This window comes from Enterococcus sp. C53 (genome assembly GCF_040887425.1).
In the GTDB taxonomy this organism is placed as follows: domain Bacteria; phylum Bacillota; class Bacilli; order Lactobacillales; family Enterococcaceae; genus Enterococcus_B; species Enterococcus_B hirae.
Genome location: NZ_JBFOFT010000001.1, coordinates 518,518 through 531,297, shown reverse-complemented (window position 1 = coordinate 531,297; position 12,780 = coordinate 518,518). Strand labels below are relative to the sequence as shown.

The window sequence follows — 12,780 nt, the reverse complement described above, 5'->3', positions numbered from 1 at the left end:
GCCTGACCTCTATTCTGTCGCTGTTTTTTCAGCTAATTCGTTATTTTGTTGAATAAATTCTTCAATTTTTCCTTCATCATTCAACTTTTTGATGATTTGGTTTAATTCTTTTTGTAGTTGACTGCTTTCTTTAGGTAACGCAATAGCAAAGGCTTCATCAGGAGCTGGCTCAAGTGAAATATCAGCGATCATCAGATCAGGATTTTGGGCGATATATGATTCGGCGATCGTTTTTTCAACGACTGTCGCAGCTAATGAGCCTTGGTTAACTTCAACGATCATGTTGGGAACTTTGTCGATTGTCACAAGCTTCGCACCTTTCAGTTGCGTCTTAACTAATTCCTCTTGAATGGATCCCTTTTGAGCACCCACATTTTTATCTTTTAGGTCATTCGCATTGCGATAGATTTCTTTATTTTTTTTGTTGATGATTACCACTTGTGGTGGGTTGTAATAATTGTCTGTGAAATCAAATTGTTGTTTTCTTTCATCTGTGGCAGAAATCGCTGAAATAGCAAGATCTGCTTTACCTTCTTTTAAGGAAGCTAAAACGGTATTGAAATTCATATCTGATACTTCAGCTTTTACTCCTAGTTCTTTCGCGATTGCTTTAGCTAAGTCAATATCAGATCCTACGATTTTATCTTTCCCGTCAACCATCGTATGAAACTCAAACGGCGCGTAATCAGCCGACGTAGCTACTTTTAGTACCCCGCTTTTTTTAATCGCTGCTAACTGATCCTTTTCCTGACCTTGAGCAGTCGTATTGCTGCTGCCACATGCACCTAAAGTCGCTAGTGCAAACAGTACCGTTAACATCCCAAAGAATTTTTTCATGTCATTTTCCTCCTACGTTAAAACTTTTGTATTAAGTGAAGTAATTATAGCATGAAACTTTCAAAAAAAAAGCATTTTTTGTATATTTATTTAAAAAAATGTATTTTAAGGCGAATATATTGTATATAAAACAAATAAAAGAATAATTATTTTAGAATAAGTTTTCAATAAAATGAAAAAGAGCTAAGAACGAAAAAGTCATCTTAGCTCTTTTACAGGTGTAACCACAGATAAGGTTAGTTAATCTCCCGCAAGAAGATAAAAGTCATCAAACATTCAAGAAGGAAATTTTGGAAATTCTACTTCTTGATGCGAAACACTCTTTATGTGCAAATAATATTTATCAGAGTTCAATTAGATCTGGGAATCAAATTCCATGTCTGATTACTAGTATTTTTCATTGTTCTACTGATAATAGGATTAAAATCAGTTAGATTATTGTCTTCTAGATCCTATCTACACTCACATTAGAATCCTTATCTTGATAACAAAAACAGCGGGAATCTAGTCCGTTATAACCGCCGTTCACTCTGAGTGTATTCTAGTCTGCAGTTGGATTGTTTGCGCAAAATTCATTCACACTATAGGAATGCTAGTAGAACCTTGCACTTATCCAAAGAAAAGAAACGGAGACAAAAGTAGCATCTTCGGAAAATTAATTGGAATTACTTGATACTAAACATGTTTGTTTCAACCCCTTCTGTGCTCAACTAAGTTTCCTATTCTAAGTAATTCTCAATCAGCTTGTTTGACCAACTAATTATGCCACTGATTAATTCTAAATAATCTTAGAATCATCGTATGGTCTCTAAACAGATCTTATTTTACTAAATATAAACCTCTGTACACATTCCGGTATTCCTCATTTAGCTCAACCTGTTTGAATTTTGAGCGTATCTTAAATCAAGAAAACTGAGACATTGATCAGATTTTTTCTAATCAATGCCCCAGTTTTTAGACTTACATTAATTTGTTTTTTCCTTAATTAACAGAAACTGTTTGGTTTTCAGCCAATAAGTTGCCACTTCCATCATAGAAATTCATTGTTACTTGATCATCAGCTTTGATTAGGTCTGGCTTCACATAATAACTGATTGCCCCATCCTTAAAGCTCCCACCTTTACTGATCAGTTTACCATTGACAAACAAGTGCCCTTGGTGAACTTGGGTATCAGAACCATAGACTTGTTAATCTACTCATACTGTCAAACATAAACGCCATTTCTGTTACTTTACTGGTATCGAAGCCACTTACATCTAGACTTGTTACGTTGCTCATACTGTAAAACATAGCATCCATATTTGTTACGTTACTGGTATCAAAACCACTTACATCTAGACTTGTTACGCTGCGCATACCGTGAAACATATACTCCATATTTGTTACGTTACTGGTATCCAGTTGACTCAATCCTTCGATTTCAGTTACATTTGTAAGGTACGAATAAGAAAATAGGCGTCTAGAATCTTCCGGAGCAACTACTTTTCCAGACAAGACAATTTTCTTGATGGATTTAGCATCTACTTTTTTGCTGTTCCATGGTGATTCTTTATAGCCACTTAACTCACCTGCTCCGATCGTCAATACCCCTGTATTTTCATCAAAAGTATACGGACTGGTACCCCACGTACCTGTTATCTCGGAGGTAGCTGCCACGTTCGCTTTTTGCGCTACTTTTGGCGCTTCAGCTGTTGGATTAGTTGCATCCCCTTCACTTTCGGCAGTCGCTGCTGTTGCTTGTTCTTGTTCTTTTGCTTGTTCCTGGGTGTTCTCAGTTGTTTCATCCGTTGCTTCATCAGTTGTTGCTAATGAATCACTAGTTGTAGTGGTTGAATCCGTTGGGTTTACTAACGGCTCTGTGACGTTTTGTATCGTTTGATCGATGACTTCTTTTGCTTCATTCGCCTGTGTTTGTTCAGTAGCAGTTTCAGCTGTTGGTGACAAAGTATCCGCTAATGCCATCGTTGGTGCGATCCCAGCATTTCCCATCACACCAGCCACCGCAAACATCGTTAATAGCTGTTTTTTACGTTTTGCTGTTAATTTTTTCTTACTCATATTTACTCCTTTTTTTCTCTTATTTTTGATCATTACTTTCTCGTCAATACCACTTCATCAGCTTTAGGTGTTTTCTCTGTTTTCAATTGATATCTCTTTCCAATGTCCATTTTGTTACCGAAGCTGACAAAATCGTATGGATCATCTCCCCTGTAGCTTTTATTTTACTTGTTCTAATCAAGAGTAAACGCTCAATATAACTAATTAATATTCTTGAATCTTGATCGTTTACCATAACTGTTTTGTTGTATGTATTTTTTTCATTGATTGAGGAAATCAATCAAGCTTTCTCTACTACTTATCATCTGAAAAAATTTTTCATCTACATGTTACGATTTATGTAAAGGTTCATAAGTGGCAGAATAACCTGCAACCTTTTAGATAGGAGAAAGATTTAAATATATCAAAAAAGGAAGTGGAGACAAAAGTAGTTAGCATCAAGAAATAAGAAGAGATTCCCAAAAATTGACAAGAAACACAAAAACTAGTTTTTTGCTGTTGATTGTTACCTACTTGGTGCTTCTCAAATTTTTCGTAAATTTCAGCAGATTTTCCGAAGACGCTGCTTTTGTCTCATGTTTATTTGTTTTTTAGAGATACTAGATGAGACTGAGACAAGTTCTGTCCCAGTCTCCTTGAAAAATTATAGAACCCATATTCATGCCAACCAAATGGTAGACACATGATTATATTCAACAGAGCGATTATCGCATTCCCATTTATAAAATCTCTGATGAATGATAGAGGATAATCTCCAATCCTTGTATTCAATGTTTTTTAAAAAAGCAGAAAGGGTAATAAAAAAACTATCAACGTGAAATAACAAAAAAATCTGAGACAGAATGAGATTCATTCTGACCCAGATTTGATTTTACACCATTCATCAGTCCTTATTGACAAAGAGCCGAAAAATTCAAAAAGCAATCGACCTCCAAAGCTGTTCCTGTTATCTAACAGGAAACGGTGGGTAGGTCGATTGCTTTATTCATTCAATTTGGTGCATAACTGTTTGTCTTATTCTTTATAACTGTTTAAAATTTACGGAATCTTTGATAACGTCGTTCAAGCAACTCTTCAGTGGAAGTTTGACATAGTTCGGTCAATTTTTCAATCAATGATTTTTGTAACATTCGACTGACTTTTTCTTTACTTAAAGCTTGCCCATTTACTGTTTCCGGTATCACACGATCGATGACATCTAATTCTAATAATTCAGCTGCCGCAACTTTCATTAATTCAGCCGCTTCAGCTGCTCGACTACCATCTTTCCACAAAATCGACGCAAAACCTTCAGGAGATAAGACAGCATAAATCGTCTGTTCAAGCATCCAAACTTCATCAGCTAAGCCAAGAGCCAATGCTCCTCCGCTTCCACCTTCACCGATGATGATTGCAATGATCGGTACTTTTAGATCAGACATCTCTAATAGGTTTCTGGCAATCGCTTCTCCTTCACCACGTTCTTCTGCACCAACACCACAATAGGCACCAGCAGTATTAATCAGTGTGATAATAGGACGATGGAATTTTTCTGCCTGTTTCATCAGACGAAGTGCTTTACGATAGCCTTCTGGATGAGGCGAACCAAAATTTCTACGAATATTTTCTTGAAGGTCTCGTCCTTTTTGGATCCCAATAACTGTGACAGGTTTTCCATCTAATTTGGCAACCCCACCAACGACTGCTTCGTCGTCTCCAAATAAACGATCGCCATGAAATTCTTGAAACCCCTCAAAGATATCTTCAAAAAAATCAAGACTCGTCCAACGATCCTTTTCACGCGCCAGTTGAACGATCTCATGTGCTGTTTTATCCATGATTTATCCAACCTTTCTGCGTATGCATTTCCAACAAATGATGGATCGTTTCTTTTAGTTCTTTTCTAGGAACGATTTGATCAACAAATCCATGGGTAAGTAGAAATTCTGCTTTTTGGAAATCTTCCGGTAATTCTTGTTTGATCGTTTGTTCGATCACTCGTCTACCGGCAAAACCAATCAAGCTTTGGGGTTCAGCCAGGATCACGTCGCCTTCCATTGCAAAACTCGCTGTTACGCCGCCTGTAGTTGGATCGGTCAATACTGTTAGATAAAACAAACCGGCATTGCTATGACGTTTGACAGCTGCTGAGATTTTTGCCATCTGCATCAAAGAAAAAATACCTTCTTGCATTCTGGCTCCTCCAGAAGCAGTGAACAAGACAACGGGTAAGCCAGCTTTTTCAGCCCGTTCAAACAAACGGGTGATTTTCTCCCCTACAACGGTTCCCATACTGCCCATGATGAAATTAGAATCCATGACACCAATCGCAAATGGCAGACCGTGAATCGTTGCTTTTCCTGTCAATACCGCTTCATGCAATCCTGTTTTTGCTTGCATAGTTTGGATCTTTTCTTGATAATCAGGGAAGTTCAAGGGATCTTTCGTTACTAAGTCCGTGTCCCATTCTTCTAAACTTTTTTCATCGATGATCAATGCTAATCGTTGCCAAGCACCAATACGAAAGTTATAACTACAATGAGGGCAAACCTTCTCATCACCAATATCTTTTGTATAAATGATGTGTTTACAATTAGGGCATTTAGCCCACATATTATCTGGAATAGACGGCGCATTCGTTGGTTGTTCTGCTCGATTAGGATTAATTCGAATGTATTTTTTCTTTTTGAATAAAGCCATCTACTCTTCTCCTATCTCTGTTTCAGGTGTCCAGTTCGGTAAAAAATCTTCTTGTAAAAAGGCGGTACTATAGTCCCCTGCGATGACTGCTGGATGACTGATTAAATCCATTTGGAACTCCGCGTTCGTGATCACTCCATCGGTAACCACTTCGCTTAACGCTCGTTGCATTTTCATCAATGCCTCAAAGCGAGTGTCTGCATGAACGATCACCTTAGCGATCATTGAATCATAATAAGGTGGAATCGTATAGCCAGAATAAACGGCACTATCAACTCGAACGCCCATGCCTCCTGCTGGCAACAAAAGGTTTTTGATTGTTCCAGGTGATGGTGCAAAATGAAAAGCTGGATTTTCTGCATTGATCCGACACTCAATGGCGTGACCAGAGAATCGCACATCTTCTTGTTTGATTTCCAACGGTTGCCCCGCAGCAATTTCAATTTGTTTTTTTACCAAGTCAATGTTTGTAACCATCTCAGTTACCGGATGTTCGACTTGGATCCGCGTATTCATTTCCATGAAATAAAATTCTCCCGCTTCATCCATTAAAAATTCAATCGTTCCAGCATTTTCATAATTAACCGCTTTGGCTGCACGAACTGCCGCAGCTCCTAATTCTTCTCTTTTATTCTGAGAGATGACCACTGAAGGGGATTCTTCTAATACTTTTTGATTATTTCGTTGAAGAGAACAATCTCGTTCGCCTAAATGAAGGACATGCCCATAATGATCACCAAGGATCTGTACTTCAATATGTCTTGCTGGATAAATGATTTTTTCTAAATACATTTCATCATTTCCAAAAGCCGCTGCTGCTTCTTGCTGCGCAGAAGAAAAATGTTGCGGTAATTCTTCTTTTGATAAAACTTTACGAATCCCTTTTCCGCCACCGCCAGCGGCAGCTTTAAGCATGACCGGATAACCAATCTTATCCGCTACTGTTAGTGCTTCTTCAACTGTTGATAATACGCCATCACTTCCTGGAATAACAGGTACATTGGCTTCTTGCATCAAGCGACGTGCATTGATTTTATTCCCCATCGCATCGATCGTTCGACTCTTTGGACCAATAAAAGCAATATTACATTCTTCACACATAGAAGCAAAACGGCTATTTTCAGATAAGAACCCAAAACCTGGGTGAATCGCTTCTGCTTTGGTCACGATGGCTGCACTCAAAACTGCTTGGACATTCAAATAGGAGTCCGTCGCTTTTGCAGGACCAATACAAATTGCTTCATCTGCCAATTGAGTATGCAATGCGTCAGCATCTGCTTGTGAGTAAACAGCAACAGTCTGAATACCAAGCTCACGACAAGCGCGAATAATTCGTACGGCGATTTCGCCACGATTAGCTATCAAAACTTTTGAAAACATAACTCACCTATCCAATCATAAAAGTTAATTCAGCTTCAGCAACTTTTTTGCCATCCACTTTTGCAATTCCTTTACCAATACCAGCAGAAGATTTGATTTTCGTAATTTCTACTTCAAGATACAGTGTATCCCCTGGAGTGACTTTTCGACGGAATTTTGCTTTGTCTAAACCACCAAAATAAGCAGTCTTTCCTTTAAATTGTTCCAAGGATAATAACGCAACTGCTCCTGCTTGTGCCATCGCTTCAACGATCAAAACACCTGGCATCACAGGTTCTTCTGGAAAGTGACCTTGGAAAAATGGTTCGTTGATCGTCACATTTTTCTTTGCAATGATTCGTTCGCCTTCCACCATTTCATCGACACGATCAATCAGCAATAGCGGATAACGATGTGGTATGATTTCTTTAATTTCTTGAATGTTCATATTGCTCCTCTTTCCTCTTTTGCTTAATTTGGTTGAATTCTAAATAGTGGTTGATCGTATTCAACAACCGCTTCATTTTCAACAAGAATCTCAACGATTTTCCCATCGACTTCGCTTGTGATTTCATTCATCAATTTCATTGCTTCAATGATACAAATCACTTCACCTTTTTTGACACTATCTCCCACTGACTTAAATTGTGGTTTATCAGGGGCAGGTTGTAAGTAGACGATTCCAACAATCGGTGATTTTACCTCGACACCTTCGAAACTTTCTTGTGATGCTTCGACAGATGCTTGAGGTGCTTCACTAACTGGCGTTTGTTGGATTGGTGTTTGAGGTACTACCGTATCTCTAGGCGCTTCTGTAGCTACTGGCATTGGAGCCATTGTTCCCATTCCACGACTAGATTCATTTTTATTCATATATAATTCAAATTGACCTTCTCTTAAATCAAATTCAGTTAAAGTAGATTGATCGAATTGACTGACTAATTCCTTGATCTCATTGATATTCAAGATTATTCCTCCCAGCGTTTCATACACAAGACCGCATTGTGACCACCAAAGCCTAACGAATTGCTCATTGCATAAGTCAATTGCGCTGGTTTGCTTTCATTGATGACAACATTCAAGTCAATTTCCGGATCTTGTTTTTGGACATTGATGTTTGGTGGAATAAATTGATGTTCCAGCGCCATTAAAGTAGCTAACGCTTCAATCCCTCCAGCTGCACCTAATAAGTGTCCAGTCATGGATTTCGTACTACTGACATATGTTTCTTTGAATGAATCACCTAATGCCAGTTGGATCGCTTTTGCTTCTGCTTGATCATTAGCGGGTGTACTTGTCCCATGGGCATTGATATAGCCAACATCTTCTGGCTTAATACCCGCTTCATCCATGGCTAATTTCATTGCTTTGGCAGCGCCTGAACCATCTGGTGTAGGAGCAGTCATATGGAACGCATCACAATTAGCGCCGTAACCAACGATTTCTCCATAGATTTTTGCACCACGAGCTTGAGCATGTTCTAAAGATTCGATCACTAAGATACCCGCTCCTTCGCCCATCACAAAACCGTTACGTTCTTCATCAAAAGGAATCGAACCACGAGTAGGGTCTTCAGCATTCGATAGAGCTGTTAGTGCAGCAAAGCCAGCAATTCCCATTTCACAAATTGTTGCTTCTGCCCCACCAGCTAGAATGACATCTGAATAACCATGTTTGATATTGCGGTAAGCTTCACCAATAGCATTCGTTCCACTCGCACAAGCAGTAACGATTGCTGTACAAATCCCTTTAGCACCTACACGTAGTGCAATGTTGCCGGCAGCCATATTTGCAATAGCCATTGGAACAAACATTGGTGAGACACGTTGCGCGCCTTTTTCGTGTAACCGGATCACTTGGTTTTCGATCGTTGGCAATCCGCCGATACCGGAACCAACAATGACACCAAAACGATCTTGATCGATTTTCTCTTTATCTAGACCGCTCATCCCTAATGCTTCTAGTGCTGCATAGATCCCATAAATCGAGAACATGTCCATCCGTTTGCTGTCTTTTTTTACAAAATATTTATCGTATGGAAAATCTTTGACTTCACCTGCTAGTGTGATTCCAGTTTCTGTGGCGTCAAATTTAGTAATAGGAGCAATCCCATTCGTTCCTTTTTGCAAACTATCTAAAAAGCTTTCAGCATCATTACCGATTGGTGAAGTGACACCATAGCCTGTAATTACTACTCGATTCATTATTGTTTTCCTCCTTTTTATCCGTGCATCACGAGACCGCCATCAACATTGATGACCTGTCCTGTGATATAAGGACTCTCTGCTAAGAAAATCGCAGCATTCGCAACATCTTCCACGCTGCCAAAACGTTGCATTGGAATTTGTTTTACTACTTGCTCTTTGACTTTATCAGATAACACTTCGGTCATATCCGTAGCGATAAAACCAGGAGCAATGGCATTACATGTAACACCGCGTGCAGCCGCCTCACGAGCAACAGATTTTGTAAAACCAACGACACCTGCTTTGCTTGCTGCGTAATTGGCTTGTCCGACGTTACCAATCAATCCTGAAACACTTGACAAGTTGATAATTGCACCTTCACGTTTTTTCATCATTTTCTTTAAAACGTGTTGTGTCATATTGAATGTTCCTGTTAGATTGATATCTAAACAAGCTTTAAAATCTTCTGCTGACATGCGCATCAATAATTTATCGTTCGTAATCCCTGCATTATTGATTAGAATATCGATTGATCCTAATTGTTTTTCTGCTTCTTCTACCATCAAACCAGCTTTTTCATAATCTGAGATATCGCCAGAAACACCGATGCAGTTCACACCTTGAGCTTTGATCTCATTGATTTTTTCTTCTGGAATTGCTTTTCGTCCATTTAAAACGATGTTTGCGCCTGCTTTTGCAAAAGCTAGCGCCACAGCGGCACCAATTCCTCTTGTGCTACCTGTAATAAATACGTTTTTTCCTGTTAGCTCCATAACATGCCTCCGATACTTGTCATTGTTTCTTCTAAAGTTTGTTGATTTTCTACTCTTAAAACCGGAATCGTTTTATCGATTTTCTTCATAAAGCCACTTAATACTTTACCTGGACCAACTTCGATCACACGTTCCACACCAAGTTCTTTTAATTGATGGATGCTTTCATAAAAATGTACCGGCTTCATCACTTGTTGTTCAAGCAGAGTCGGTATCCGATCTTTGTTCATGATTTCAGTTGTCGTATTACTGATGACAGGAATTGTTGGCTCATTAAAAGTGATCGCTTTTAGCTCAACGGCTAATTTTTTTGCTGCTGGCGCTAAGATTGCTGTATGAAACGGACCACTCACATTAAGTGGAATCATTCGTTTGATGCCTTTTTCTTGCATGATTCTTACTGCTTCATCCACTGCTTGTTCTTCACCGCCAATTACGATTTGTTGGGGTGTATTATAATTTGCAGGTGAAACAATTCCTAATCGTTGAGCTTCCAAACAGCTTTCTTCAATAACTTCTACAGGTGCATTCATAACAGCTACCATTTTCCCACTACCAAGTGGTGCAGCTTCAGTCATATAAGCCCCTCGTTTTGCCACTAAAGCGACTGCTTCACTAAATGACAAAGCTCCACTAGCTACTAAAGCGGAATATTCGCCTAAACTTAATCCTAGAGCAGCTTGAGGTGTAATCCCTCTTTCTTTCAACAAACGATAAAAAGCAATGCTGACCGTTAAGATTGCTGGTTGTGTATAAGCGGTTTGATTGAGTCGTTCATTTTCTGAAAAACACAATTCCGCCATATCATAGCCTAGAATATCACTTGCTTCATCAAACGTTTCTTTGACGATAGTTTCTTGATAGAGATCTTGTCCCATGCCTGGATACTGAGCGCCTTGTCCGCTAAATAAAAATGCTGTCTTCATGTATTTTCTCCAATATTTTTAGGATATATGCTCATGTCTTGATTTATTAAAAAGGACCAAGACACTCCTATTTAAGGAAAATGTCCCAGCCCCCAACCTAATCTTAATGATTATGCAGTTTGTTTTTCAACATAAGTTACTAAATCTTGAACTGTTTTGATGCCGTCTTCTGTTTCGATTTTCACGTCAAATTCGTCTTCGATTTCATTAATGATTTGGAATAAATCCAAGCTATCAGCTTCTAAGTCTTCTTGGATGTTTGTTGTTAATTTGATTTCTTCTGTTTCTTTTCCTAACTCTTCTGCAATAATTTCTTGAATTTTTTCGAATACCATACTATATATTCCTCCGATATTGTTTACAATTTTATGTTTTATCAGCTTACAGTTCCATGAGGATACTTCCCCATGTTAAACCTCCACCGTAACCTGTAAATACTACTTTTTGTTTTTTTCCTAAAGTGATTTGCCCACTAGCTACCGCTTCATCTAATAGGATTGGAATACTTGCAGCAGAGGTATTTCCGTATTTATCCATATTGGTTAAGAATTTTTCTTGCGGTATTTTTACCTTGCGTGCAATTTTCTCAATGATTCTAAGATTTGCTTGATGTAAAAGCAGATAATCAACTGACACATTTTGAGTGATGTCTTTAATGTTTTTTGCAACGTCTCTTACAGCAAAATCAAAGATATCTCTTCCTATCATTGATAAATAAAAAGAGCCTTTTGCATCCTTTACATACACCGGTGATCCGTTCGAATGATAGCCAGCTGTGAGTGACGATCCTCGAGTGCCATCTGCTTCCAGATGTTCTGCAATTATTTTCTGCTCTGTACCATCTTCAAGTAACACACCACCAGCACCATCACCAAACAGAACAGCCGTTGAACGATCAGACCAATCGATTAATTTGGATAATGTCTCGCCACCAATCACTAATCCTTTATTTGAACCGCACCGAATCATTTTCTCTGCCATGCTTAAAGCATAAACAAAGCCTGAACATGCTGCACTAAGATCAAATGCAATTGCATTTGTTGCACCAAGTTTACCTTGAACCTGGACAGCCACAGAGGGTGTCGTAAAATCAGGAGACATGGTTGCTACAAGAATGAAGTCAAGTTCTGTCGGATCGATGTTCTTTTTTTTGATGAGCTTTTCTGCTACTAAATAGCAAAGATCAGAAGTTTCTTGATCTGTGACGCAACGCCTTTGTTTGATACCTGTTCGCGATGAAATCCATTCATCTGAAGTGTCCATCATTTTGGAAAGATCATCATTGGTAATGATTTTTTCGGGAAGGACACTAGCTGTTGCTGTGATCGTTCCAAATTGTTCCATTAAAAATCCTCACTTGTAATCTCGCAAAAAATCATGCAAGTTTTTCAATGCAGCCAGTAAAGCTTGCTGTTCGTCGGTAGCCATGCCATCCAAGATATTTTTGACCATTTCACGATGAAAGTGCTGATGGACACGATATAAAAGTTTGCCTTTTTTTGTCAGTCCTAATTTCACCACTCGTCGATCATCTTCACTTCGAATGCGTTCAACATAGTCTTTCTTTACTAACTTATTGATAGCAGTGGTCAAGGTCCCAACAGTAATCGACAGTTCTTTGGCTACTTCTGAAGTCGTTTTTTTCTTGTACATACCGATTGCCTCGATCGTATGCATCTCTGTAATTGACAAATCTTTGAACTGAGATTTTTTTAATTCAGATTCTTCGATTGTCAAAATATCATTGAAGACACTAACAAGATAATCATTTACTGTTTTCAAATCTGGTTCCATGTTCCACCATCCACTAATTAGTTTGATTATCAAATCATTTGATGTTCAAACTATATCTTAACTTTTTTCAAAATGCAACCTAAAAAGCTAATTTTTTTCGATTATGAACTTTTTCTAAGAAAAAATTCATTTTAAAATCCTATTAAATCAACAATCACTCATTTAAA

The 12,780-nt window shown here is 38.4% G+C and carries 13 protein-coding genes and 1 pseudogene; all 14 read right to left on the bottom strand.

Annotated elements, in window-relative coordinates:
• Window positions 1–9: 9 nt before the first annotated feature.
• Window positions 10–837, bottom strand: a complete 828-nt coding sequence (locus tag AB3I42_RS02610; RefSeq protein ID WP_010738131.1) for a transporter substrate-binding domain-containing protein — start codon at window positions 835–837, stop codon at window positions 10–12.
• Between the two features lie 981 nt (window positions 838–1,818).
• Window positions 1,819–1,992: pseudogene (locus AB3I42_RS02605) on the bottom strand (immunoglobulin-like domain-containing protein); the annotation flags it as partial.
• Window positions 1,993–2,008: 16 nt separating this feature from the next.
• Window positions 2,009–2,896, bottom strand: a complete 888-nt coding sequence (locus tag AB3I42_RS02600; RefSeq protein ID WP_258924859.1) for a BspA family leucine-rich repeat surface protein — start codon at window positions 2,894–2,896, stop codon at window positions 2,009–2,011.
• Window positions 2,897–3,927: 1,031 nt separating this feature from the next.
• Complete coding sequence (locus AB3I42_RS02595; protein ID WP_010738133.1) at window positions 3,928–4,713, bottom strand: acetyl-CoA carboxylase carboxyl transferase subunit alpha; 786 nt, start codon at window positions 4,711–4,713, stop codon at window positions 3,928–3,930.
• Complete coding sequence (accD, locus tag AB3I42_RS02590; protein ID WP_010738134.1) at window positions 4,706–5,575, bottom strand: acetyl-CoA carboxylase, carboxyltransferase subunit beta; 870 nt, start codon at window positions 5,573–5,575, stop codon at window positions 4,706–4,708. The genes AB3I42_RS02595 and accD overlap by 8 nt, the downstream gene beginning before the upstream one ends.
• Window positions 5,576–6,955 (bottom strand): acetyl-CoA carboxylase biotin carboxylase subunit, encoded by a 1,380-nt coding sequence (locus AB3I42_RS02585; protein WP_010738135.1) that lies wholly within the window; start codon window positions 6,953–6,955, stop codon window positions 5,576–5,578.
• Window positions 6,956–6,962: 7 nt separating this feature from the next.
• On the bottom strand, window positions 6,963–7,382 hold the full coding sequence (gene fabZ / locus AB3I42_RS02580) for a 3-hydroxyacyl-ACP dehydratase FabZ (protein ID WP_081123511.1): 420 nt from the start codon (window positions 7,380–7,382) through the stop codon (window positions 6,963–6,965).
• Between the two features lie 23 nt (window positions 7,383–7,405).
• The gene (accB, locus tag AB3I42_RS02575) at window positions 7,406–7,900 is read right to left on the bottom strand and encodes an acetyl-CoA carboxylase biotin carboxyl carrier protein (RefSeq protein ID WP_010738136.1); all 495 of its coding nucleotides are present in this window, start codon (window positions 7,898–7,900) and stop codon (window positions 7,406–7,408) included.
• Window positions 7,901–7,902: 2 nt separating this feature from the next.
• A complete protein-coding gene (gene fabF / locus AB3I42_RS02570; RefSeq protein ID WP_010719674.1) occupies window positions 7,903–9,138 on the bottom strand; it encodes a beta-ketoacyl-ACP synthase II in 1,236 nt (411 codons plus the stop codon).
• 17 nt (window positions 9,139–9,155) lie between these two features.
• Window positions 9,156–9,893, bottom strand: coding sequence for a 3-oxoacyl-[acyl-carrier-protein] reductase (fabG, locus tag AB3I42_RS02565; RefSeq protein ID WP_010719675.1), 738 nt, complete (start codon window positions 9,891–9,893; stop codon window positions 9,156–9,158).
• Complete coding sequence (gene fabD, locus AB3I42_RS02560) at window positions 9,884–10,819, bottom strand: ACP S-malonyltransferase (protein WP_010738137.1); 936 nt, start codon at window positions 10,817–10,819, stop codon at window positions 9,884–9,886. Before fabD ends, fabG begins: the two co-directional genes overlap by 10 nt.
• A gap of 110 nt (window positions 10,820–10,929) precedes the next feature.
• Window positions 10,930–11,154, bottom strand: coding sequence for an acyl carrier protein (locus AB3I42_RS02555; protein WP_005876288.1), 225 nt, complete (start codon window positions 11,152–11,154; stop codon window positions 10,930–10,932).
• 46 nt (window positions 11,155–11,200) lie between these two features.
• Entirely contained in the window at window positions 11,201–12,163 is a 963-nt protein-coding gene (locus tag AB3I42_RS02550; protein WP_131773199.1) for a beta-ketoacyl-ACP synthase III, read from the bottom strand.
• A gap of 9 nt (window positions 12,164–12,172) precedes the next feature.
• Window positions 12,173–12,613, bottom strand: a complete 441-nt coding sequence (locus tag AB3I42_RS02545; protein WP_010719678.1) for a MarR family winged helix-turn-helix transcriptional regulator — start codon at window positions 12,611–12,613, stop codon at window positions 12,173–12,175.
• Between the last annotated feature and the right edge of the window lie 167 nt (window positions 12,614–12,780).

What these genes read in the sequence shown, in the direction of transcription:
- accD (WP_010738134.1), bottom strand. Translation starts at nt 5,575, where the DNA reads ATGGCTTTATTCAAAAAGAAAAAATACATTCGAATTAATCCTAATCGA.
- AB3I42_RS02595 (WP_010738133.1), bottom strand. Translation starts at nt 4,713, where the DNA reads ATGGATAAAACAGCACATGAGATCGTTCAACTGGCGCGTGAAAAGGAT.
- fabZ (WP_081123511.1), bottom strand. Translation starts at nt 7,382, where the DNA reads ATGAACATTCAAGAAATTAAAGAAATCATACCACATCGTTATCCGCTA.
- AB3I42_RS02610 (WP_010738131.1), bottom strand. Translation starts at nt 837, where the DNA reads ATGAAAAAATTCTTTGGGATGTTAACGGTACTGTTTGCACTAGCGACT.
- AB3I42_RS02585 (WP_010738135.1), bottom strand. Translation starts at nt 6,955, where the DNA reads ATGTTTTCAAAAGTTTTGATAGCTAATCGTGGCGAAATCGCCGTACGA.
- AB3I42_RS02555 (WP_005876288.1), bottom strand. Translation starts at nt 11,154, where the DNA reads ATGGTATTCGAAAAAATTCAAGAAATTATTGCAGAAGAGTTAGGAAAA.
- AB3I42_RS02550 (WP_131773199.1), bottom strand. Translation starts at nt 12,163, where the DNA reads ATGGAACAATTTGGAACGATCACAGCAACAGCTAGTGTCCTTCCCGAA.
- fabG (WP_010719675.1), bottom strand. Translation starts at nt 9,893, where the DNA reads ATGGAGCTAACAGGAAAAAACGTATTTATTACAGGTAGCACAAGAGGA.
- AB3I42_RS02545 (WP_010719678.1), bottom strand. Translation starts at nt 12,613, where the DNA reads ATGGAACCAGATTTGAAAACAGTAAATGATTATCTTGTTAGTGTCTTC.
- fabD (WP_010738137.1), bottom strand. Translation starts at nt 10,819, where the DNA reads ATGAAGACAGCATTTTTATTTAGCGGACAAGGCGCTCAGTATCCAGGC.
- fabF (WP_010719674.1), bottom strand. Translation starts at nt 9,138, where the DNA reads ATGAATCGAGTAGTAATTACAGGCTATGGTGTCACTTCACCAATCGGT.
- AB3I42_RS02600 (WP_258924859.1), bottom strand. Translation starts at nt 2,896, where the DNA reads ATGAGTAAGAAAAAATTAACAGCAAAACGTAAAAAACAGCTATTAACG.